A 23911-nucleotide genomic window follows, 5' to 3' on the forward strand; every position below is an offset into this window, starting at 1 on the left:
CCTAGTTTAATTGTTCAACTAGGATAACCTTAACGCTGAACGTCCTTAAAGGGAACTATTTTGCCGACGATGCTGCTTGATCACCTGATTTAAAATGACCGCCAAAACCAGTGAAATTGTCGCGTAGACCGCCGCACCCCAACTGATGTGATTTAATCCCACAACGCCCAGTAAACCGGAAGCCGTAGCCGAGCCCAGTGAAATGCCAAAGTTGAAGAAAATAGAATTCAACGAGGACGCCAACACCGTTGATTGTGGGTACTCTTCCTCCGCAATGTTTAAGAAGTGAATCTGAATGGGTGAGTTGATAATCGTCACAATCAGACTGAGTACCAGTAAAATTCCGAGTCCCCCGAACTTAAAGGCCAACCCAACTGGCAACACCGCCAGCAAGATCACATCGGCAATGTAAAAGCGGGGCATAATCCGTAGTCCATTTCGCTCGGCCAGCATCCCGGATAGACGGTTGCTGATAATACTCATAATCCCAATGAGGAATAACAACCAGTTCAGGCTCTGTGTGCTAAAGCCCAACGCGGTCGTCAGTAACGGCCGAATGTAGGTGTAGTACGCGTACATCGTCGCCGCCGTAAAGAGTACTAACGCAATGCCGACGTAGATTCGGCGGTCCTTAAGTAAGACCAGCTGATTTTTGATACTCCCCTGTACCTGCTCAACCTGCCGTGGCAATAACCACCCCAGCAAAACGCAGGTTACGGCACTAATCACGGAGATGAGGTAAAAGGCGTCGTGCCAGCTATAGCTGGTACTAATCGCCGTCCCAATCGGCACCCCGAAAACCGAGGCGATACTGAAGCCTGCGAAGATCCACGAGACCAGAGACGCCCGCTTCTCTCGCGGTGCGATGGAACTGGCAAACGTCATGATTAAAGAAATAATCGCGCCAGCCACCATCGCCGTCATCATCCGTGACAGCAGCAGGACCGGGTAATTCATGGCGAATCCACTCAACGTGTTCCCCACTAAGAAGATTCCCATCAGCGTCATGAGCGTCTTGTACCGACTAAAGCGACTGGTTAGCACCGTGATAAACGGCGTGCTGACCGCATAGACCGTCGCAAAGATCGTTACCAAATAACCGACCGTGGCGACCGGAATTTGATATTCCTTTGCAATGTCGGAGAGTACCCCAACCACAATAAATTCATTACACCCCAACATAAATGCCACCAGGACAAAGACGATGGCTTGCCAACGATACTTGTTCACGATATTTTCTCCTCTGACTCTCAATATTTTCACTCGCTACCTATCAGAATACACTACCTTCTAGAAAACGAGCAGTCGGACGTCTTATGAAAACGTCCCCAATAAAAAATTATTTTTCAACCGCTGCTAAACGTTGATGAACGGCAATGACTCTGTTCAAGATGACCACTAACACTAGCGAGAGCAAGGCGTATCCTGCCGCCCCGAAGCTGACATTCTGTAGTCCAACTTGCCCTAACATCAACGAAGCCGTGGCCGACCCCACCGAGATACCGATATTAAAGGAAATCGGACTCACCGACGAAGCCAGCATAGTCGCCTGCGGGTAACTTTCGGCGGCCACGTCGAGGAAGTGAATTTGAATCGGCGCCCCGGCGATTGTGACGATTAACGTCAGAATCAGAAGCACGCCAAAGCCCAGCACCTGGCTATTTAACGCCACCGGCAAAAAGAGTAACAAGGCAATATCGACGATGTAGAACCACGGGAGCGGCCGTAATCCGCCGCGTTCGGCTAGCGCTCCCGACAACCGATTACTGATGATACTCATGATTCCCAAGATGAAGAGCAACCAGTTCAGACTCGTCAGGCTAAAGCCCATGCTGGTGGTAATCAGTGGTCGAATGTACGTATAGTACGCGTACATCGTCGCCGCCATGAAGAGGTTGACCGCAATGCCAAGATACACCCGTTTATCGGTTAGAAAGACCAACTGATCCTTCACGCCACCCTTGACCTGCTGCACGTGACGCGGCAATAACCAGGCCAATAAGATATACGTGACCAGCGTAATTACCGAGATCACGTGGAAGGCCGCGTGCCAACTATCGGCGGTACTGATCGCCACCCCAATTGGCACCCCAATAACCGAGGCGATACTGAACCCGGCGGAAATCCAAGCAATCAGGACCGCCCGTTTGTCATGCGGCGCAATGTCGTTGGCAAAGGCAATGATAAAGGATTCAATGGCTCCGGCCACAATCGCCGTCATCATCCGTGCCAACAGCAACATACCATAGCTCGTGGCAAAACCGCTCAGCGTGTTTCCCACCAGGAATATCAGCATCAGCACCATCAGCGTCTTATAGCGACTAAAGCGATTCGTCAGGACCGTAATAAACGGTGTGCTGACGGCAAAGGTCGTCGCAAAAATCGTGACCAGATACCCCACCGTGGCCACCGAAACATTGAGTGATTGGGAAATATCCGAGATCACCCCAACTACTATAAATTCATTACACCCCAACATAAACGAGGTCAAAACAAAGAGGATCGTTTGGAGACGGTACTTCGACATGGTTGACTTCCTTTCGTTTACCGAGATTATCGGCGTTTTTCGTTGCCAGCGTAACCGCTAGTCTGGTTAACGCATTGGCTTTACCCTCTAGGTTACACGAGAATCAAAAAAACGGCTAGTCCCCTCAGGCAACTAACCGTTTCATTTATTTCTTAATCGTGCGAATAATTTGTTTGGCAATAATCTCGAGGTCCTGTTCCTCGTCGTGCACCAAGACTGGTGCATAATTCCGTTGAACGAGATAAACCACCAGCTGTCCACCAAAAATCCGGACAATTCCCGCCGCATCGATATCGTCTCGCAATTCACCAGTTCGTCGAAAGTTCTTCAGCAACTCACCCAAGAAGTCAAAGTCATTCGTTGAAACTAATTTACCAAAGAGTTGTCGTAGCTCTTCATTGGTCATCATTTCCATCGCCAGAATTTTCACGGCTTCAAGATTACCAGCTACAAAGTGATACCGGTCGGTCACCATAAAGCGGACCATTTCAGGCAGCGTTTCCTGTCTGGCAATTCCGGCAAAAAACTCATCCCGATACGCGGGAAAGAAGTGCTCCATTACCGGTCGCACGATGGCAAACATCAAGTCTTGCTTGGTATGAAAATACTTAAAGATAGTTGCCTGACTAATGCCGGCTGCCTTAGCGATATCCACCGTTGAAGTACCGTCAAAGCCTTCTTCCGAAAAGAGTTCCATGGCAGCCACCAACGCTGCCTTCTTACCGCGCGGCATCTTCTGCTGATCCAACCAATCGCGGTAATTGACAAAAATATTTGGTTCCACACCGCTCACCCTTTCCTCGTTGTTTGTTGATTTTCACGAATACGGATTGCCGGTCGCGGTGAGTCCGTGACCTCCGCAATCGGCAATCGACTGTACTAATCTATTATACGCGAACTGACCAGCAAACGCCTGTAGTTTTCGTTAAACTTTCCGATACCGTTTCAAACCAACCACGTTTAGAATGGTCAACCCAATCAAGAAGACCAACAGAATGGAAATATCGAAGCCCAAGTTGAAGATGGAGGTCCCCCGCATGATGACAGAATTAACGGCATCTCCAGAGTATTTCAGCGGAATCACGTAGGAAATATCTTTAACCCAATCGGCCATGGAATCTAGTGGGATAATCCCGGAGAAGAAAACTTGGGGAATCACGACTAGTGGAATGAACTGCATCATCTGGAACTCAGAGTTGGCAAACGTGGATAGTAAAATCCCAAAGGCCAACGCTACCAACGCCAGAATTAAGTTGATGACGACCACACTAGCCATACTACCAACGACTTCAATGCCCAACAGCCAAACGGTCGTCAGCACAATCACGATGGTCTGAATCACGGCGAGAATCCCGTAGCTCAGCATGTAACCGAAGACAATCGACGACCGCTTAACCGGCGTTGCTAACAACCGGTCCAAGGTTCCCGTCGTCCGTTCCTTCAGAAGCGCCATCCCGGAAATCAGGAAGACAAAGAAGAAGACGAAGAAGCCCATCAGAATTGGTAGCATTTTGGCAAAATAGCCGGTGTTCTTATCCCCATAAACATAGTGATTCGTGATCTTAGGGATCGACTGGCTGGAACTCTTGGTGGCGTGATTAGTTGACTGGGCCTTGGCCGCGGCCGCTTTTTTGGCAGCAGCCGCATTGCCAGTCGTGGTTGCTGAGGTGCTGGCAGCAGCCTGTTGTTTTTGCAATGCCTGTAACTGCGCCTGCAACTTGACTGTAGCCTTGGTACTCTGCTTCAAAGCCGATTTTAGTTGATTAATGCTGGTAGCTGTCAAAGCGTTTTTAAAGGCTAACTTGACCGTTGCCGTCTTAGTGGAATCGGTGTTAGCGTACGTCAGACTGTAGTTATGCCCGTTCTTTTTGATAATTGCATCGACTTTTTCATCGTTCATGGCCTTCTTGGCATCCCGTTTGGTGTCATAAGACTTGATCGTGACGTGCTTGATACCGCCCATTTCCTTATTCAGCTTCTGAGAAACGGCGACCGTCCCCACACTGACGTCTGTTGAAGAATTGGTATTAAAAATCACACTCATCAATAACATCACTAGAATTGGAGCGATAAACATCAGCGCTAATGTCCGTTTATCTCTGAAAAGTTCCTTCAGTACCCGATTCATAATTCCTATTGTTCTCATTGTTCAACACCCTCCGCCTTTAAAAATACGTCTTCAATCGTGGTCACCCCGTACTGCTGTTTCAATGTAGTCGGCGTGTCAAAAGCCATCACTTCACCACCCAAGAGTAAGGCAACGCGGTCAACTAATTCGGCTTCATCCATCACGTGAGTCGTAATTAGAATGCTTCGTCCTTCGTCACGAATTCGCCCTAATTCTGACCAAATCTGGCGCCGTAACGCCGGGTCAATCCCTACGGTTGGTTCATCTAAAATCAGCAATTCTGGATTACCCAATAAGGCAATGGCGAGTGATAACCGCCGCATCATCCCACCGGAGTACCCGGAAACCCGCTTGTTCAGATCAGCCGTCAAATCAACGACCTCTGCGGCGTGCATGACTTCTTGTTTCATATCCGCTTTTGCAATCCCCTTCATGAGGCCGAAGAACTTCAAGTTTTCCATTCCCGATAAAGTGTCATACAAGGCATCCGTTTGAGCCATGTAACCAATTCGGCCAAGCAACTCACGGTTGGGCATGGTGGTATCGAAGACTGTAGCGGAACCCCCGCTAGCGACCTCCATCCCCAACGTCACTTTAATGACCGTTGACTTTCCGGCACCAGATGGCCCGATTAATCCGACAATTTCACCGGGTTTTACGGTGAGGTTGATGTCTTTTAACACAGTTTGATCGCCAAACTTCTTGGCGAGATGTTGTAAATCAATAATAGTTTGTCCCATGATAATACCTCCCAAAACAAATTTTAAAAGGTGAGTGATTAATCACTTACTCAATAAAGTGAGTATATACTCACCTCGTCTTTTTGTCAATTCGGACTTGTAATTCTTTTGAAATAGGTTTAATGTGTATATACACAGTAAAGAGAGGAGCTTACCCATGACTCATCATTTCTACCAGACCTGTGCCTACTTCACGGCCGCGCGGTACATGCGGTCCGTGGAGCAACTAACCGATAAGATCTTTGCCCCCACCGGCCTGAAACCCGCCTACAGCTATATTATGATGGCCTTGGAGGATCACCATCCCCAGACCATCAAAGAACTTTCTACTAAGCTGGGATACGAACGATCCACAATTTCACGGCTAACCAAGACGCTCGCACAAAAGGGCCTAGTTAACTTGCAGGCTCAGGGCCGGGCGACCAGCATCGATCTAACGCCGGCAAGCGCCACATTTCTAGTCACCGCTAATCAGTGTCTCGACCAACTCACCGCCACGACTGACCGCCTCATGGGCCCCGACAAGGCCCCGATGACGACACTATTGACCGCTAACAATCAAAAAATTCGGGAGGACTTACAATGACCACTTATCAAACACTTGAAGTTAATGACTTGCACATTTTCTACAGAGAAGCCGGCGACCCGCATAAACCAACCATGCTGCTCCTTCACGGTTTCCCCACGGCCAGTCACATGTTCCGTGATCTCATACCAGCACTAGCTGATCACTTTCACTTGATCGCCCCGGACTTCCCCGGCTTTGGCCAATCCAGTGCGCCCGATCACAGCCAATTCATCTACAGCTTCCAACATCTCAGCGAAGTCATGACGGCCTTTCTGGAAAAGCTTCATCTAAATTCTTTCTACATGTACGTCTTCGATTACGGCGCACCGATTGGCTACTACATCGCTCAAGCCCATCCCGACTGGATTCGCGGCATCGTCAGTCAGAATGGTAACGCCTATCAAGAGGGGCTCGGCAGCAAGTGGGCGACCCGGCAAGACTTCTGGGATCACCCGACACAGGCTAAGCGAGATAGCTACCGCAACGCCTTCGCCCCCGAAACCATCAAGGGACAATACCTCACTGGGACGCAGTCAAACCGCGTCGCCCCGGACGGCTACACCCTCGATATTGCCTACACCCACACACCAGACTACGCGGAACGGCAGCTCGACTTGATTTTTGATTACCAAAACAACGTCAAAGACTATCCCTTATTCCAGCAGTATTTTCGCGAATACCAGCCGAAATTACTCGCCGTCTGGGGTAAGAACGATCCGTCCTTCATCCCTGCTGGCGCCGAGGCCTTCAAGCGCGATGACGCCAACGTTGAGGTCGATCTGCTAGATACCGGTCACTTTGCGCTGGAGACCCACGCCCAGACGATTGCGCATTTAATTATCCAGTTTTTCAACAACTAACCAACCCGACCATATTTGGTTGGCGAACCCCAAAAAGATGACGCTCAGCACAGTTGCCGAACGCCATCTTTTTTTATCATCTCTATTCAAATCAACTGCATCAACAGATGAACCTGCCCACTGATAAACGCGTGGGTCCCCGCCGGCAATTCCTGCCGATTACGGATGAGTAGTTCATCAAAGATAACCTTTTGGAAAGTCGCCATGATGGCCATTGCCAGCTGATGCGTCCGCTCCTTGGTAATTTCCGCCGAGGTAATCTCGAACAAACTATCCGCCACCAGCTGTTGTACGCTCTCAAAGGATTGCACCAACCACGCCGACTGCTCATCCGACAGCATGGCCCGGTTGCGAATTGTAATAATAAATTCCTGGTAACCGATACCGTCACCCAAGAGTTGCCACATCTTTTCAAATAGGCCCACGACGTCCTGTTCAATGGTCTCTCTGGTCCAACCAACCGTCATATTCTTAGCAATCCGAACACGGTCATCGACGCCTTCTCTGACGATGGTATCCAGCAATTGCCGTTTGCCTTTAGGAAAGTAGTAATACAACAGACCTTCCGCAATACCCGCCCGGTCGTTAATCTCCCGGGTCGTCGTCTCCGTATAGCCTTTCTGCGTAAATAGTTCCCGACTGACCGCAATAATTTTTTGCCGCTGCTGGTCACTTTTTTTCGTCATAGTTCCGTCGCTCCACTCAAGATATTTGCCTTTAATTATACCGTTTTTCTGGTCTCCCGGGTAACGGGCATCCGTTCACCCCGCCAGCCTGCGATGTCACCAGGCTCAAACTGATACGTCAACGGCTTACCGTAGGCTTGTTCGTAAGCGGCCTTCTTCTGTTGATAATCCGTCGCCATCATGGCTCGGCTGTTATCCCGCACAGATTTCTGCGGATCGGGAAAGATCGGCTTTAAAACGTGCATGACGTAGCTGACCTGATCGAATTCAGCATTGTCCACGTGGGGCAGATCGCGAATTTCCACGAAACACGACAGGATAGGCACCTGAAATTTAGCTGCATAGTAGTAGGCGCCCCGCTTGACTGGTCGTGGCTTGCGGTAGTTAAACCACATCTCCTGTTCCGGATAAATCAAAACGTACTGCTGCTGGGCGAGCGCGTTCTGAATGAACTTGGGAAAAATTCGCCCAGCATACTCCTTGTCATCACTGATCGGAATCGTATCGTAATAATTCATCAGGTAGCCGATGAACCCGCCCATCTCGAGATTGGTATCTCGACTCACAATGTACAGCCGCTTCTTACTGGTCCGCTGCACCATCCGCCGCACGACCGTGTTATCTAGCGGATTAAAATGGTTGCTGGTAATGATTGCCCCGCCAGTAATCCCTTGGAGATTATCCAGTCCCTCGAAGCGCGTACGGCGGTTGAAGTAACGCGTGGCCAGTCCGGCAACCTGTCGGGAAACCTGATTATTGACGCGGTACGTGAGCGTTCCATTGCGGCGCAGGTAGCGGCGGAGAACCGCCTGCTGTTGAGCTTTTGTGAACGTGGGGTCATTCACCTCAACCTTAGCATTGAGATTGCCGGTTAAGGCGTCGTGTTCAATATTTTCAACAACTTTTTCCTTCATCCCACCAATAATCATGTTAGATCAACTCCATTTCTTTTCTGATTTGTCGCACACCAGTCTGAGGAGCGTTCGCATAGTGCGCCAACGTCTTTAGCAATCGGCGCTCAGCCAGGCGATCCTGAGCACGATCCGCAGCGGAAAAGGCCCGTTGCATCGCCAGAATTTCTGCGTAGTACGGCGAATTAACCGCATCGGCCCAAAAGTATTGGGCATTCTGAGCATTGGGATTGTGCCACGGTTTACTAAACAAGGTATAGTGCACAATCTTAGGTACCACTTTCCTTGAGCTAAGGGTCGGCATGACATTCCAACAACGGTCTAAATACAGGACCCGCCCCCGACACAACTCGTTCAAATAATCCTGATCTGGTGCCATAAAATCCGGGTGATTGGTCGTTAAGACGTGCACAAATTTTTCACTAAACCTCTCAAGACGCATTTGCTTGAGATTCAACAGCAGTACGCCCGAATTGAAATACTGGTCGATCGGCAACTGTAATCGTCGTTCAACGTAACGCCGGCTCTGAGGGTGCTCGATGGCAAAGTTCTCCCGCACGGCCCCCACCAGATGTTGGCCCAGATCAATAGTAAACAATGCCGCAAGATCCGTCGTTACCACTAAGTCTGCATCGAGATAGATGGCCTGGTCATACTGCGGAAACATCTTGGCGATAAAGAGGCGATAGTAAATTGCGAAAGAGAACTGCGCCCACGGTAACGCACGAGATTCTCCCGCCAACTGATGAATGAAACGTTCGTCAATCCGGACAAACCGAATGGTAACCGTAGCCGTGGCCATTTTTCCCAATCGTTCACGATTCTCTGAGCTAAGTGCTTCAGACAAAATGATCAATTCATAACTTTGGTGCGGGTCGGCATGCGCCGTAATCGACGCAATGGTGACTGACAGAAACGGTGCATAGGCATCATTAATGGCTAAGAAAATAGGTATCGGTTTCGTCATCATTATCCCCTCCTAATCGGCTTAATTCCGGGCAATCTCTCTTCTAAACTGCTGTATATCATGACGATCCTTTTCCGAAAAGGTCTTCAAGGTGGCTAGCAAGCCCTTCTCAGCCGCCGTATCTTTGGCCTGATCCGAAGCTGTAAAGGTCCGTTGGATGGCCTTAATTTCCGCAAAATACGGGGATTGTGCTGCGTAGTCCCAGAAGTACTGACCATTCTGGGCATCCGCATAGTGCCACGGCTTGCCAAAAAGACTGAAATGCAGGAGCTTCGGCGCCACCACCCGCGACTGCTGGGTTGGCATGACGTTCCACGCCCGGTCGATGTGAACCACGCGATTGCGGCACAATTCGTTGAGGTAATCCTGGTCCGGAGCGATGAATTCTACGTGGTAAGTCGTGAGTAGCCGGGTAAAGGTCTCACTGAAGTTTTCCGCACGCATCTGCTTAAGGTTCAGGACCATCATGCCGGAGTTAAAGTAATCGGCAATCGGCAACTGCAGGTGGTGCTCCACGTACCGAACGCTCTGGGGATTATCGGCGGCAAACGTATCCTGTACAGCGCCGACCAGATTAGTTCCAAGGTCGGTCTGGAATAGCTCCGCTAAATCCGTGGTGGCCACAACATCGGCATCGAGATAAATCGCCTTATCGTATTGGGGAAACATCGCCGCGATGAAGAGTCGGTAGTAAATGGTCAGGGTGAACATATCCCCCCGGAGTTTCATGTGCTCGCCAGCTAACTGCTTCAATAGGTTCTCGTTGACCGTGACAAATTGAATCGATACATTCGTCGTTGCCAACTGGCCCAGTCGTTCACGATTCTCCGCATTCAGGTCCTCGTACAGAACAATCAGCTCATACTTTTTCTGCGGGTCAGCGTGCGCGACAATCGAAGTCAGCGCAACGGAAAGAAACGGGGCATAGGCATCATTGATTGAAAAGAAAACAGGAATTGTTTGGGTCATAATGGTCTCCTCCTTACAAGGTCACAATTAATTTTTGGTAGGCAGCTAATAGGTCGTCGTATTCATGAAGTTTCAATTTGCGATGAACATCATCGACTTGCCATGGCTTAACAGTTAACGTGTGGAGCCACGGAAATAACCGGAAGCTGGTCGTGAAATGTTGAAAGACGGTGTTGGCCTTTAATCGTCGCTGCTCGTTGTAACGCCGCGGTAGCAGTCGCTTTCGGGTTACCAAGTTGTTCAGCGCGGATTGATCGGGCATGAACATTTCCTTGGTCCGGCACAATTCTCGACTCCGAGCAAAGAGTCCTGTGCGGCGAATCTCTCGTAAATTCAGTAGGAGTACCCCTGAATTCAGGTAGTCAAAGTGTTCCCAATCCTGGTGGAAGAACCACCGGCCATAATGGTCGAGCACGCCTGCTAACTCAATGTTCGTCACGTCTTGGTGATAGAATGACTGGCAATTCAAGCGACAAATCACATCGGTATCCAGATACAAGAGTTTATCTGGCAATTCCGGCACCTGGTCGGCGTATAGGCGTAGCATGCAACACGGCGTAAAGATTGTGTCGCGGTTGGCCGTTGGTGGATTGGTAGTAACCAACGCGGTCACGTCGATTCGAATGACCTGATTAGCCGGATTAGTCTGCTTAACAAGGTCATCCAGCTCCGCGGTCGTTCGCGCGGATAACGGGTAAAATCGTTGGGTGTCACTTTGCATGGAAGCCGTTAAAATATAGATATTGAGTGGCTCTCGGACTTGCTTACGTAACGACAGAATCGAAATCAACAATCCCGATTTCATTCGACTGTCGCCACAGTAAAGAATATTCATCCTTCATCCCTCCTCATAAGTTACATATTGAACGTCACTGGTCGCCGCGCGCTTGGCCATCTGCGCCTGAATCCGCTGCTGCAGCACACGTTGCTGTTGTTTGGGCGATAAACTGGTGTCTGGTAGAAACGGCCCATCTAGATAAACGACGAGTCGCGGCCGCCGGTGCCAACGCTTACGGTAAGTCACCGTCACACAGTAGGCTGGGACCTGAGCCGCCACGGGAAAGTGAAACGCACCCGGATTGAACGACCGAATTCCCGTGTAGTATGGCCAAACGTGCTCTTCGGGATAAATCATCACCCAGTCCCCCGCCTTCAATTTGGCAACGACCGCGCGATTGAATCGTCCCAACTGATGCAGTGTCTGCGGGGTCGGCAACGCCCCTCCCCGATCGATTACCGGCCCAATAACTGGAATACCAAGATTGGCTGGACTGGCGAGAAAATTCACCGTGTGATGATTGCCCAGATAATAAGGAATGAGGACATCTCCCGTTGGCTGTGTATGATTCCCATAGAGAACGAATCCTTGCTGACCCGCTGCTTTGAGGCGCCAAGCATTTTTAAACGTGATTGCCCGCCCCCACCGGCAATAGAAGTAACTGATGGTCTTGGCGGTTGCCCGGACCAAACGTCGTTGCCAACTTTTCCCAGCCGGTCGCCACTCATAGTTGGTGGGTAACTGCCAATCCTGATGACGACTCGTCACAAAATCATCGTGAAAACTACGATAGACTCGTGTTCTCATGGCAATCCCTCCTTCTCTCTCAAAAATTAAGTGAGTGCTCAATTACCAACTTCAATATAGCACATCTTTTTAAGAATGCAAGCCCCTTTTTCGCAAAAGAAGTGTTTGGAAAAAATCTGCGTCGTAAATTTAGATAGCCGAAATGGCCGCCATAGGACAACCTGTTCGGTCGCGGCTAGCTTCGTTCCAGTCCGGGGCATCATCGTGTGAACCGGGATTTTCCGTAAAAAAAAGTGGTCACCGCCATCGTGACCACTCGCTTAATCATTATTCTTATGAGGCGTAATAGACTTCGCCGGGGAACCGGTGATCCTTCATCTGCTTGGCCACGTGCTTAGAGGGGTAATAATGTTGGATGACCCAGAGGCCCCCACCACCCGCTTCGCTCATCACCCGGAGCTTCTGCCCGCGGTAGTACTTGTTGGCGACCTTGTAGTAGGTGCCATCACCAGCCGACTGGTTCCAGCCCCGCAGGTCAATCCAACTGGCGTGCCGCGCCCGAAGCTTCAGGCCAACCACCCACTTAGGATGCCGGACAACCTGATCGGCATCGGCGCTCATCGGACGTTGATGTAACTTCAAGGTGCTCGCGTAACGCTGATTGTTGTCATAACCGACCGTCCGCCATTTCTTCGCGGTGAAGGACACCCGGTCATACTTTCCCTGTCCGTCGTAGTGGTACCAGGTTCCCCGCAATCGTTTCGGATAGGCCGTCAGCGTGCGCTGCGCCTTGGCGTGAGCCGTCGTGGGAACCGCCACTTGGGTTGCGCCACCGAAGATTAACCCCGCCAGTAGCGCCAATAACCATACTTGCTTTTTCATCAATAAAACTCCTTCCCAGGAATATGATGTCTGTGTTCTCGGTACGCAAACAGTATACACCAGATGCCCCCTAAACGACCGTATAAAAAAATAAATAATGGCCCCCATGATGAGGGGCCATTATTTTGGTTGACCGCTCAACCTGGTAATTTAACCCAGCTGAAGAGTCGTCGTAAAAGCGTCAGTGACCGCCGAAATGACAAGGTTCCCAGGATCAGAAACGCCGGCAAATATTGGATGAGATACCGGCTCCGGCCACCTTCAAATATCAGTAAGAACATGAATGCCCCGACAATAGTGAGCCGCAAGACCTGCGTGAATTTATGCTGATCACTCCAGCCAAAGAAAATCATCAACAACCAGATAATCCACCAAGCTTGAGCCAAGTAGCGAAAATCTCCCAGCCGTGTCCCATACAAGTAGACGAATTCACGTAATCCCCGGGCAACCCCCGTCCCCTGGGGCTTCGTACCGTGTAGAATGAAATGACCTTCTTTAATCCAAGCAAAGGACCCATCTGCGCTGTTATTGCGCTGCTTCTTGACGAGAAAGGCCAAATAACCCCAGAATCCCCGTTGTTTCAGTCGTTTCAGATACATTTTCTTCGACCAATCGGACCGGGCCTGTTTCGTCGGCAGTTGAGCCATCTTCAACGCATCCTTAGCATTATAGCCCCCGTCGCCGGAGATTCCCATGCTCATGAAATGGACCGCGGGAATCGATCGCGCCGTATTAATCCGAATATACGTCTGCGTCGCCAGCACGTGATTGCCGGCCATGTAGACCCCGCCACCGACACCACCGCTTATTAGGAGTAGCGCCACCACGAGCAATCCGTGACGCCGGGTGAGCCGTTGCCAATACTCCCGTCGAATCAGCTGAAGGCTTTCCACTAAAACGATAGCAATCAACGCCACGATCGCCGAGGGCTTCATGAAGTAAGCCGCGGCGACGTTCAATCCCAATCCAGCCGCGGCCACCAACTTGAGTGCCCAGTGGCAGTGGCTGTAGCTCATCACGCAGTAGCAAAAGACATAGGCCGAAACAAACGGCAAAACCCACGCATCGGTGTAGGGCACGATGATCATGGGAAATAGCGCCAGCCAACCAGCGTGGACATACAGGGCCGTGGGCACCTTTCGTCGGTCAATCACCGCCACACTTAAGATGTTAAAAATGGCCGACAGATCCGTCAAGACTAACGTTACGCCATCGAAAAAGAGCCAGGAAGTCGTCCGAAAAGTCTGCGCTAACGCGTGTTGAACCAGTAAGATGGGTAAGTTGTTGGCATTTTGGCTAAAGTAAGACATCGTGTTGATGGCCTTAGGATTGTGCAACGCCTGATGGATGGCGTCCACATCGAAGCCAATCGCTGGATGGACACACATCACGAAGAGAATTTGCCAAGCCACGACTGCAATCAGTAAGAGCGTGGCCGTCGTCGCCTGATGTTGCACGAACAGCCATTTAAAGCCGTGGGCCACACGTGGATAGGTAAAGCCCACCAACACTACCGCAATTGCAACAATCAGGGCAAGCGCCGTCACAATTGTGGTGCCCGAGCCCGTCTGCGCGTTATCGCCCAGAACGAGATTGGCCGAAGTTATGGCGAAGTAAGTGGTCAGCCCAAAGAAAAAGTAGAATATTCCCCGAATGAATCGGTTACCATAATTAAATAACTGATGATCCATGGCTTCCTCCTAACGTTTCTCCTTTTGCATAGAACCACGGGCGGTCACGAATTCCACTCGCTCCCCTTCTTCTGTCGCAAATAATGGGCGTCTTTGCCCACCACGTGCTTAGCCGCTCGCGCTTCGGCCGCGAAGGTACTCGTGTTCCAGACACCAGGAAGCGACATGGAATTAATCACACCCACTAGCCGAATCCACGAGACGAAGAAGTTGTACAGTGGCAACGACCAGACGACCCAGCGAATATTGCGATAGAATCGTAACTCGTCTGGAAAACGTAGCAAAAGGCGCTCAACGCTGACGTAATTGACCAGCGAGACAAAGACATACAGCAGATAGATTACTACGTAGGAGAGGCCTAAAACCACCGGTGAGTACCGGAAGAACAGCAGCACAACGCTGGCAAACATCCAGATCATTTTGGGAAAGACGAAGGTGTGGTCAATCATCATGCGGCGCACCAAAAAATTGTTGAAGAAATTGCCCAACGTGGCGTGCTGGTGCATGTATTCCTTAGAAACTTCCAGCTCACCGCGCATCTACCGCTGTCGTTGCTTATAGAGTTGTTCCAGACTAGCGAGTGGCTCAATGTAGAAGATGGCATTGGCACACAGCATGACCTTCTGCTTCAGCCGTTGCCGTACCTGAAAGGTCATATCGGTATCCTCGCCCACCGTGTCCGTATTGTACATAAACGTATCGACCAACGTGGACTTACGAAACGCCGAGAAGGCACCGGACATGGTAAATAGCTCGTTCTTATTGGACTCGATCGTTCGACCGGAAAGGAAGGCCTGCGCGTACTCAAAGTATTCCGTCTTTTGGAGAAACCGTAGCCACCGGCTCTTGGTGCGTTTGATTTGAGATCGCTGGGTTAAAATGGTCCCCGTCAGCGCGGCAAGGTCGATGTCATTTTCGAATTGTAGCACCATATTCATCAGGGCATGCTTCTCCAGCACCCCGTCACTATCAATATTGATGACATAGGTCCCGATACACTGATAAATAGCCCCGTTCAACGCCTTGGCCTTTCCCTGCGCCGTCCGCATCAACTGCATGTTCAAATTAAAATGGTTCTGTGCCCGGGCGTAGGCACCAAAGCTATCATCGGTACTCTGGTTGTCCGCCAGCACAATCTGCATGTTACGGTTCGGATAGGTGGAATCGTTAATCGACTGTAGGCAGGCAAAAAGAGTCGCCTCGGAGTTGTAGACCGGCACGATAATGGAGATAAAGGGGAGCTTCGCCGGTGCTTCTAGCTGCTTCAGGTGCTTGCTCTGCCGTAACAATCGCATGGCCGAAATTAACGACGGAATAATTTCCACCACAATGGGGATCAGTGCCCAGGTAATCCAGAATCCCATCTGGGCCAAGGTTAAATCAATGAAATATCTCACGAATGATTACCTCTCGAAAAATGTCGTTTAAAATTCGTATAGAGACTCTGCGATAGCTGGGAATACGTAAACACGTTGTAATACAGCATGATGACTAACACGTAAAAGACGATCCGTCCCAGCAAGGTGTGGGCCATGAAGTACCAATCGGCCCCGCCAAAATAAACCAACGAGACCACTAACATCAACCGAATCACGTTGGCAAGATAGATCCACAGCGCCCCCATCACCAGGTAGAAGAGTTTGGCTTGCCGACTATAGGTTGGAAAGAAGGCCAGTAGCCCCACGAAGGCGGTGGTTTCGATAATGCCCGAACACTCGTAGTCAATTGACATCGTCACGGGGTTCGTGCCATTGCCAATATAGACGATACCGTATTTTACAAAGACCCGACACCAGTGCGTCAGATCTCCCAGCGCCGACACGCCATTAATCACCAGATGGGTCATGAACCACACCCAGTACGGGTTGCCCAACGCAATGAGGATAAAGAACAGGCCAACACTTCCCGCAATGAAATAATACGCGGAAAGGTGGGCCCGTTTTAAGACTGAAATCACGTAGAGCCACCCCATTATCCCGAATAACAGGTAGCTATTCATTAAGCCTTCCTCTGCTTTTTAGCCTTGGCTCGTGTCCGGGTAAACGTTACGACACTGCCTAAGGCGATAATCAATCCGACACCAGCCAGAACGACCGGTCCCGTAGAACCACCGGTAGCCGTTAAAGTTTGTGACCCTAAATTATCGTTCTTCATGGTAATGGTCTGCGACCCGCCAGCGACCTTGAGCTCACTTAGCGGAATCTTGGCTTCCATGATGTCGTTATGACCGTTAGCCGTCTTGAAGCGGTGAACCTTCATTGTGGCTTGACTCAGGTCGCCACTCCCACTGACGTCACTGTTCCAAGCGTTGACAGTCCCATCGACCGTAGCGCCATCCGTCAAGTTACCATTGGCTTTAAACGTCACGTAGAACGTCTTACTGCCAATCTTCAACACGTATCCCGACGGTTGTAAGGTACTGTACCCACCACCGTGTTCCGGTGACATGTTCAGGTAGAAATAAATATTGTTGTCATCGGCCAATAAGGATGCCTTCTTGATGTTGTAATCATCCCAATCTTCCTTGACCGTGGTCATGGGTTTATCGGACCAATCATCAAAGTTGCCATCAATACTGATGTCATATTTATTCGTCGTTGACCCATTATTGGCCGCATGGGCAGTCGTCAAACCGCCCCACAGCATCACACCCATTAAGACTGTCATTACGAACATGACTCTTCGCACATTCATTCCTCCTCAACTTTATCACGTCGGCCTAAACCGCGACTTTCGTCATTTGTGCCGGTATTTTGGACGCAAAATCGTTTAATCTATCGGTTAGTCCCCTAGTCGCCTTCATTGTAGTCACTTTTCAATCGAATTTCTACTGATTTTCCATCATAACCGCTGAAGTGTGAAAAAGCCAGAACATTTTTCAATTTAATCAAGGCGTCAGTCAGCTAGACGGCTTAATTATCGCCTGACAACCGGTTGCTCGCCGGGTCAATTCTCAGGCTACTCGCTGTCGACGCCGCGTCACCTTGACCACACCGATCACGGCAATGCCAAAACCGGCCGCTACCAGGAGCACACCGCCCGTACTGCCGCCGGTCGTCGTCAACGTTTTACCGTCAAAGGCGCTATCGGTGCTGGTCAGCGAAATGTTCTGACTAGCCGTCGTTACCACACCTAATCCGGCTAAGGGCACCCGTAGTTCGATAATTTCGTAATTACCGTGGCTATCCTTGGGCCGTGAAATCATGGCCTGCGCTCCACTTATGACCTGACCATTGGCGCTGACGGTCACGGCCTTGGTCTTGCCAGCACCCAATCCCTGGGCCTTGCCTAAGGTCAGGGTAAACGACTTGTCACCCACTTTGAGTGTGTAGCTGGCGGGCAACCAAACGGCGCCATGTTTACTGTCATTCGGATTCGTATTCAGGTAAAAGTAAGCTGCACTGTCATCGGCCACTAGAGAAGCCTGTTCGTCATCCCCCAACGTGGTCAGCGGCTTATCGTGCCAATCACTGAAGTCACCATCGATGCTGATATTTAGTTGACTGCTCGCCGTCGTGGCGGCCTGTGCGGTCGTCGCTGTGGCGCCCAAGCCAATAAGACCCAGACAAGTTAAAGCTATCCAAAATATTCGGTGCATTCGCAAACTCCTCCAATCGCAACTGCCAGACAGATCGTACATGAACGCAATCATTTTGACCGCGTTATAGTTGTCTTCAGCATACACCGTTATCCTCGCGAAAATACCCCCTACTCGGTCAATCTGTGCAATCTTTTAAGTTAGCTTTAAGCTTCAATCGAGAAACAAAAAGACAGGCTCAATTCGGGTCTGTCTTCGCTAAAATGCTATTGCGGTTGTTCCTGATCACTATAATACTGCGGGGCTGGCGCTGTCACCGGATGGGCGGCCAGCCATGCCACAATCTGACGGCCAAGATTCTCCCCCATGGGTGCGGAGGCCGCAATCTGAGCCTTGGTAATCTGATTCACGTGAATGCCGGCCGTAATCGTACAGCTACCGGGTAACACGGGTTGAACCACCTTGGCGATCCGTTCACCGACAAAATTATCCTTATGGAAACGACCATCGTGACTGGGGTACTTGGTGGTTTGCATCGCGGTATCCTTGGTTAACGTTGTGACGTCGCCGATATGCGGATTGCTGCCCCCGGTGACCACGATCAACAAATCCTTGCCAATCACGGTCACGTCTGCGGCAATCGTGTAGTTTTCCTGTGTCACTGTGAACTTTGGCACGCTAATCGCCCTCCCAACGTTTGGCCGCCTCTTCGTGAATACCGAAGGCGTCGAGCACCTTCATGGTCTGATGGTCGACCAGATCTTGAATGGTCTGGGGATGATTGTAGAAGGCGGGAATGGGCGGAATGATCTGGGCACCGAGCTTGGCTAATTTGGTCAAATTCTCCAAGTGAATCACACTTAGTGGCGTCTCGCGGGGCACGATGACTAGCTTTCGCTGCTCCTTAATCGTCACGTCCGCGGCCCGGGCTACCAGATTATCCCCGAAGCCGTACGCAATGCTAGCCACCGTCTTCATGCTGGCCGGGACGATGACCATCCCCGTGTTTAAAAACGACCCACTTGCAATCGCGGCACCTTGGTCACGGTCGCTATAGACCACGTCGGCGAGGGCTTTAATCTGATCCAACGTATACGTCGTCTCCAGTGCCAAATTCTTCTTAGCCCACGCACTCATCACCAAGTGGGTCTCAACGTCCGGTTGTGCCCGAAGTTTCTTTAATAGGTCAATCGCATAAATCGTCCCGGACGCCCCGGTCACCCCAATCACAATCTTCTTCATCCACCATCAGTCCTTTACTTCAAATATTTCTGCCAATCGGGGACCTTCATAAACTGGGCCCGAACGAATTGGTCCTTCATGTCAAACGGTACCGTCCCGTCAATGACTAACTTCGACGACATCCCCCGCGTTCGAATCGACTTGGGGTCATAACCCGGTCGCTCGGAGGGGTCCAACGGATGATTACGCATGCCCGGCAAGACCATCAAGTCTTGATCGGCCTGGAATCGCGTGTTAACCGTCCACATGACGTCGTTCATATCGAAAATATCCACATCTTCATCCACTAAAATGACCGTCTTTAATTCCTTGAAGGCCGAAAACGCCAGTAAAGCGGCCTGGCGCTGAATCCCCTCGTCAGCCTCATCTTCCTTGTGAATCTGCATGATGGTCATGAGCTTACCTCCACCAGCTGGCGGATTGTAGACGTTTAATACCTTGCCGGGAATGGCCCGGTTAGTCAGCTCTAGAATGCTAGCCTCGGTCGGAATACCGGCCATGCTGACGTGTTCTTCGGAGGGGCCGATGACACTTTGCATGATCGGATGTTTGCGGTGCGTGACGGCCGTAACCTTGATGACCTGCACCGCTGGATTGGCATCGCCATCGTAACCGGGGAATTCAGGCATGGCCTTGCCGGTATGGGTGTTGATATCTTCCTGCATCCGTTGGTTAGGCATAATGTAGCCCTCCAGGGTAAATTCGGAACGGGCAATCGCCTTTTCATCGACGGTGATCGCTGGTGTCAGGCCCACGGCTTCCTGGCGAATCGCACCGGCAACGCCCAACTCGTTGTAGCCCAATGGCGTGGTCGGCGGCTCGAAGGTACAACCGATGGTAATGGCGGGGTCCAACCCAATGTTAATCGTCACGGGCATTGGTTCGTTGGCCGCTTCGTATTCCTTGGCGAAAGCGCCGATGTGCCGGCCACCAGGCATGATGTAGATCCCCAGCGTGTCCTTGTCCTCCAGCACCATCCGGTGAATCGTGACGTCACTCATGGTCTTGGCCTTGTTGGAGCCTAAGACCACGCCCACAGTGATGTACGGACCGGCATCCTCGGGTGTATTGGTCGGGGCCGCCACCAATTTACGAATATCAAAGTCCGGATCGGTGGCCTTGTGCACGACCTCGTGAGCCGGCGCATCATCGACCATCTCCGGCGGCACGGGATGCTCCACGGCATCGTTTAGGAACTGTCCCAGCGTTTGATAGTCGTGGTGAAACATCATCCCCACGCGTTTTCGACTGGCCATCAAGCCCATCAAAACCCGTGTGCCCGGGAAACCCTTAACGTTGTTAAACATCATGGCCGGGCCTTCCTGAGTCGGTCGCTCAACCGTTCCACCGGCACCAATATAGCGGTAAACCCCCGCTAATTCGGCGTCTGGATCGATTGCCACATCGGTTGCGTGATATTGGCCGGGTTGCGTTTTAAGCTCGGCCAGTACCTTACGCAAATCATAAGGTTCATTTGCCATCAGATTACCTCCTGTCAGTTATTTACACGGATAACCTTAGTCTATAAACCGCTTGCAAACAAATCCAGTTTCGACTAACGTTATGCTTAATAGGAATAATAGCTCGTTTACGACTTCTCAGAAAGGTTGATGTTCACGTGACCCTCGACGACTTTTATAGTTTCATCGTGCTGTATCAGATGCGCAACGTCTCGGACGCCGCGGTCGACTTGCACATTACGCAGTCCGCGCTGTCCAAACGCCTGCGGAACATGCAGCAGGAACTCGGAACGCAGCTCATCTCGACCCGCAATAAGCGCCAGCTCACCATCACGGAGAGTGGTGAAGTCTTCTTTCGTTATGCGCAGACCATCACGGCACAATATGCCCTCCTACGCACGGAGTTGCAAGACTACCGGGTGTTACGCCGCGGCACCCTGCGTATCGGTAGTGTCCCCGTCATGGCCCAGTATGGCCTCACCCAGAAGATGAGTCGCTTCATGCACGATTACCCGCAGATCAACATTCATTTGGACGAACTACAGGGGGCCGACCTCCTCAAAGCCTTACAGAACCAGGAACTCGACCTCGGCATTTTGCGCGACGTCCAGAGTCAGCAACTCAACAAGTCGCAATTTGACGCGATTAACTTGGATACCGATGAGTTGCGTGTCGTCTTGGCTGCCGATCACCCGCTGGCTCAGCAAGACAGCATCGCAATGGCCGATCTGCAAGACAGCGAGGTGGTCACACTCAATCCGGGTTCCGGCGTCTACGAAAAGATGGGCCATCGCTTTCAACAGGCGGGCTTCACGCCGAATATTCGTTTTACCACGCCCCACATCGAGACACTATTGGGGATGATCGCTCATACGCAACGGGTCACCTTCCTGTTTGCCAAGGCGGCCGCTCCTTTCCTAACGGCAGCGTACGTCACACGGCCTTTCACGCAACCACTGGTCAGCCACCTACAGCTGGTCTACCCACGGGGCGCCTTAAGTCCGGCAGCCCAACGTTTTGTGGGCTACTTAAAATGACCCCCTACTTATAACTAATGTTTTTTTCGGTCATTTGGTTGCACGTCCGACCCCACCTTAGGAGGAACTTAAGAAATGACCTATTTATTGCTTTTACGCGGTATTAACGGCGGCACCTATCACCAAGTGAAAATGGCGACATTACGGGACTGGTTGACGGCAGCCGGCTTCACGCAGGTTGTCTCGTACGCCAATAGCGGTAATCTTATCTTGGACGGTCCCGACAATCAGGCGGTCTGTACCCAACGTGTGGCCGATGTCCTGGCCACTAACGTCGACTTTCCACTTAACTTTGGGTTGTTCCCCGCGACCACCCTCTGCCGGGAGTTTCAGCAGGCACCTGCTTGGTGGGATGGAACGGGCCAGCACCAACACCTCTGCCTGTTCAAGCTCACTAACTATCGTGAGCAGGTGACGTGGCTCCGTGACCGGCTCACAACGCTTGACCATATTGTAACGACGCCCCACCTGATCTTCTGGACGGTCGACGCTGTGGGTAATTTTCAGCATTCGGCGTATGGTCAGGTCTTCGGTACGCCCTTTTACCAGCAAACCAGCGCGCGGAGCTACCGAACCACGCGGAAGCTAGCCCAACTTTTGCAAGAACGGCTAGACCACCCGTGCTATAATCGAGAAGATGATTTATGACTTTTAACCCTTAACTTTTTGGAGGTCACACATGATTAGAAATGTCGTCCACGACCCCACCCAACTTAGCTTCAAGGCCCAGCCCGCCACTAAGCTGGATGCCCCGGTCGTCACGGATTTATTAGACACACTCAAGGCCAACAGCGAAAACTGTGTGGGCATGGCTGCCAATATGATTGGCATTAATAAGCGGATTATCGTAGTCGATATGGGCGTGATGCCCGTCGCCATGATTAACCCGCAGATTACGAAAAAGGCTGGACCCTTTCAGACCCAGGAAGGCTGCTTATCGCTCACCGGCGAGCGGCCAACCCAGCGGTACCGGACCATTGACGTGGACTTTCTCAACCAAAGTTTCCAACGGCAACACCAGACGTTTACTGGCTTTGTGGCGCAGATTATTCAGCATGAAGTCGACCATTGCGATGGTATTGTCATTTAGACGGGAGGCCTGTTTGTCATGACGGAAGAGGAAAAAATGTTAGCGGGAAAGCTCTACGATCCATCCGATCCTAAGCTCCAAGAACGGCTCCACTACGCGCATCGCTTGTCACAGGAATATAACATGACCTTCGATGATGAAACTGAGAAGCGCGAGGAAATCTTGACCAAATTGGTGCCGGATCATGCGACGGGCACCTACCTTCAAGGCCCAATTTTCTTTGACTACGGCAGCTACACGCATCTGGGAAAACACTTCTACGCCAACGCCAACTTCACCGTTCTGGATTGCGGCTACGTTACAATCGGTGACAACACGTGGTTTGGCCCTAACGTGACGTTGGTTACCCCCATGCACCCGCTACGGTATCAGGAACGCAATCTCCACCCCCACGCCGACGGGTCGTTATTTGATATCGAATACGATAAGCCCATCACGATTGGCGATAACTGCTGGTTTGGCAGCAACGTTACGGTCATTGGTGGTGTGACCATTGGCTCCGGCTGCGTGATTGGCGCTGGCTCCGTGGTCACCCGCGATATTCCAGCTCATTCGCTAGCCGTCGGTAAACCCTGCCGTGTCGTTCGCGAGATTACGGAAGCGGACTCGATTCAGTACAAGACGGATATTCAACCATAACGACGCAAAAGCACACGCGACATCCCGATAAGTCGGGACATCACGTGTGCTATTTTTATTTATTTTTCCACCACAGCCGATAACTCCCCCACCCAATCAGGGCGAGATTAAACAGCATCAGCAAACCCCACAACCAGAGGTAATCCGTCAGTAACGGCGAGTGCTGGGTGTGGAACAGATCAGCTGTCATGCCCAACACGACGACTGCGTTAACGATGAGGCCGGCGCGCTTGGCCCATAGGCGCTTGGCAAAGGCCGTTGCAACGACAACGACGAGTACCAAGGCCACGCCGACCACATCGGGATTGTGCCAACTAAAGTCCAACCCCAGACTGGTCGTTGAAGAAGGCTCCAGGGACATGACTAATAAAAAATACAGGCTGCCCAGCCCGCTCAACAGGGGCACATAACCGTAGAGTCTTTGCATGATCATCGCCTCTCTTCATCTCTC

At 51.1% G+C, this 23911-nt stretch carries 26 protein-coding genes and 1 pseudogene; 6 read left to right on the top strand and 21 right to left on the bottom strand.

The genetic code is table 11. The features are described 5' to 3' along the window. Positions 1-45 precede the first annotated feature (45 nt). The 5 genes from KB236_07540 to KB236_07560 all read right to left on the bottom strand — a co-directional run bounded on the left by KB236_07540 (position 46) and on the right by KB236_07560 (position 5395). Positions 46-1230 carry an MFS transporter gene (locus KB236_07540; protein UIF28400.1) on the bottom strand — a complete coding sequence of 395 codons (1185 nt, stop codon included), beginning with the start codon at positions 1228-1230 and terminating at the stop codon, positions 46-48. A gap of 109 nt (positions 1231-1339) precedes the next feature. Next, positions 1340-2527 carry an MFS transporter gene (locus KB236_07545; protein UIF28401.1) on the bottom strand — a complete coding sequence of 396 codons (1188 nt, stop codon included), beginning with the start codon at positions 2525-2527 and terminating at the stop codon, positions 1340-1342. 145 nt (positions 2528-2672) lie between these two features. Further along, positions 2673-3311, bottom strand: a complete 639-nt coding sequence (locus KB236_07550) for a TetR/AcrR family transcriptional regulator (GenBank protein UIF28402.1) — start codon at positions 3309-3311, stop codon at positions 2673-2675. Positions 3312-3452: 141 nt separating this feature from the next. Next, positions 3453-4673: an ABC transporter permease gene (locus KB236_07555; GenBank protein ID UIF28403.1), complete on the bottom strand. Its 1221-nt coding sequence runs from the start codon at positions 4671-4673 to the stop codon at positions 3453-3455. Beyond that, positions 4670-5395, bottom strand: coding sequence for an ABC transporter ATP-binding protein (locus tag KB236_07560; protein UIF28404.1), 726 nt, complete (start codon positions 5393-5395; stop codon positions 4670-4672). The genes KB236_07555 and KB236_07560 overlap by 4 nt, the downstream gene beginning before the upstream one ends. A gap of 157 nt (positions 5396-5552) precedes the next feature. Here KB236_07560 and KB236_07565 point away from each other — a divergent pair, with 157 nt between their 5' ends. Continuing rightward, positions 5553-5981, top strand: coding sequence for a MarR family transcriptional regulator (locus KB236_07565; protein UIF28405.1), 429 nt, complete (start codon positions 5553-5555; stop codon positions 5979-5981). Then, a complete protein-coding gene (locus KB236_07570) occupies positions 5978-6823 on the top strand; it encodes an alpha/beta hydrolase (protein ID UIF28406.1) in 846 nt (281 codons plus the stop codon). Before KB236_07565 ends, KB236_07570 begins: the two co-directional genes overlap by 4 nt. An 86-nt stretch (positions 6824-6909) precedes the next feature. On the opposite strand, the gene KB236_07575 is transcribed toward KB236_07570, so the two are convergent. The 15 genes and pseudogenes from KB236_07575 to KB236_07645 all read right to left on the bottom strand — a co-directional run bounded on the left by KB236_07575 (position 6910) and on the right by KB236_07645 (position 20715). Further along, positions 6910-7509, bottom strand: coding sequence for a TetR/AcrR family transcriptional regulator (locus KB236_07575; protein ID UIF28407.1), 600 nt, complete (start codon positions 7507-7509; stop codon positions 6910-6912). A gap of 35 nt (positions 7510-7544) precedes the next feature. After that, entirely contained in the window at positions 7545-8438 is an 894-nt protein-coding gene (locus KB236_07580) for a 1-acyl-sn-glycerol-3-phosphate acyltransferase (protein ID UIF28408.1), read from the bottom strand. A 1-nt stretch (position 8439) separates the two neighbouring features. Then, positions 8440-9387: a glycosyltransferase family 8 protein gene (locus tag KB236_07585; GenBank protein ID UIF28409.1), complete on the bottom strand. Its 948-nt coding sequence runs from the start codon at positions 9385-9387 to the stop codon at positions 8440-8442. 21 nt (positions 9388-9408) lie between these two features. Further along, entirely contained in the window at positions 9409-10356 is a 948-nt protein-coding gene (locus KB236_07590) for a glycosyltransferase family 8 protein (GenBank protein UIF28410.1), read from the bottom strand. Positions 10357-10369: 13 nt separating this feature from the next. Next, on the bottom strand, positions 10370-11191 hold the full coding sequence (locus KB236_07595) for a glycosyltransferase family 8 protein (GenBank protein ID UIF28411.1): 822 nt from the start codon (positions 11189-11191) through the stop codon (positions 10370-10372). 3 nt (positions 11192-11194) lie between these two features. Further along, positions 11195-11941 (bottom strand): acyl-phosphate glycerol 3-phosphate acyltransferase, encoded by a 747-nt coding sequence (locus KB236_07600; GenBank protein UIF28412.1) that lies wholly within the window; start codon positions 11939-11941, stop codon positions 11195-11197. A 273-nt stretch (positions 11942-12214) separates the two neighbouring features. After that, positions 12215-12763: a hypothetical protein gene (locus tag KB236_07605; GenBank protein UIF28413.1), complete on the bottom strand. Its 549-nt coding sequence runs from the start codon at positions 12761-12763 to the stop codon at positions 12215-12217. Between the two features lie 137 nt (positions 12764-12900). Next, a complete protein-coding gene (locus tag KB236_07610) occupies positions 12901-14454 on the bottom strand; it encodes a hypothetical protein (protein UIF28414.1) in 1554 nt (517 codons plus the stop codon). 44 nt (positions 14455-14498) lie between these two features. After that, positions 14499-15818 (bottom strand): annotated as a pseudogene (locus KB236_07615) (putative glycosyltransferase, exosortase G system-associated). Between the two features lie 29 nt (positions 15819-15847). Beyond that, on the bottom strand, positions 15848-16453 hold the full coding sequence (gene xrtG / locus KB236_07620) for an exosortase family protein XrtG (protein UIF28415.1): 606 nt from the start codon (positions 16451-16453) through the stop codon (positions 15848-15850). Then, complete coding sequence (locus tag KB236_07625; protein UIF28416.1) at positions 16453-17121, bottom strand: Firmicu-CTERM sorting domain-containing protein; 669 nt, start codon at positions 17119-17121, stop codon at positions 16453-16455. The genes xrtG and KB236_07625 overlap by 1 nt, the downstream gene beginning before the upstream one ends. Positions 17122-17407: 286 nt before the next feature. Then, positions 17408-18052 carry a hypothetical protein gene (locus KB236_07630; protein ID UIF28417.1) on the bottom strand — a complete coding sequence of 215 codons (645 nt, stop codon included), beginning with the start codon at positions 18050-18052 and terminating at the stop codon, positions 17408-17410. 206 nt (positions 18053-18258) lie between these two features. After that, the gene (locus tag KB236_07635; protein ID UIF28418.1) at positions 18259-18669 is read right to left on the bottom strand and encodes an amino acid decarboxylase; all 411 of its coding nucleotides are present in this window, start codon (positions 18667-18669) and stop codon (positions 18259-18261) included. Between the two features lies 1 nt (position 18670). Then, on the bottom strand, positions 18671-19234 hold the full coding sequence (locus KB236_07640; GenBank protein ID UIF28419.1) for a UbiX family flavin prenyltransferase: 564 nt from the start codon (positions 19232-19234) through the stop codon (positions 18671-18673). A 14-nt stretch (positions 19235-19248) separates the two neighbouring features. Continuing rightward, entirely contained in the window at positions 19249-20715 is a 1467-nt protein-coding gene (locus KB236_07645) for a UbiD family decarboxylase (GenBank protein ID UIF28420.1), read from the bottom strand. 137 nt (positions 20716-20852) lie between these two features. Here KB236_07645 and KB236_07650 point away from each other — a divergent pair, with 137 nt between their 5' ends. The 4 genes from KB236_07650 (at position 20853) to KB236_07665 (ending at position 23460) form a co-directional block, all read left to right on the top strand. Then, the gene (locus KB236_07650; GenBank protein UIF28421.1) at positions 20853-21731 is read left to right on the top strand and encodes a LysR family transcriptional regulator; all 879 of its coding nucleotides are present in this window, start codon (positions 20853-20855) and stop codon (positions 21729-21731) included. 75 nt (positions 21732-21806) lie between these two features. Then, positions 21807-22379, top strand: coding sequence for a DUF1697 domain-containing protein (locus KB236_07655; protein UIF28422.1), 573 nt, complete (start codon positions 21807-21809; stop codon positions 22377-22379). Positions 22380-22410: 31 nt separating this feature from the next. After that, complete coding sequence (locus KB236_07660) at positions 22411-22821, top strand: peptide deformylase (GenBank protein ID UIF28423.1); 411 nt, start codon at positions 22411-22413, stop codon at positions 22819-22821. Between the two features lie 18 nt (positions 22822-22839). Beyond that, complete coding sequence (locus KB236_07665) at positions 22840-23460, top strand: sugar O-acetyltransferase (GenBank protein ID UIF28424.1); 621 nt, start codon at positions 22840-22842, stop codon at positions 23458-23460. A 55-nt stretch (positions 23461-23515) separates the two neighbouring features. On the opposite strand, the gene KB236_07670 is transcribed toward KB236_07665, so the two are convergent. Beyond that, entirely contained in the window at positions 23516-23887 is a 372-nt protein-coding gene (locus KB236_07670; protein ID UIF28425.1) for a hypothetical protein, read from the bottom strand. Between the last annotated feature and the right edge of the window lie 24 nt (positions 23888-23911).

The organism is Levilactobacillus brevis, from assembly GCA_021383565.1.
In the GTDB taxonomy this organism is placed as follows: Bacteria; Bacillota; Bacilli; order Lactobacillales; family Lactobacillaceae; genus Levilactobacillus; species Levilactobacillus brevis_B.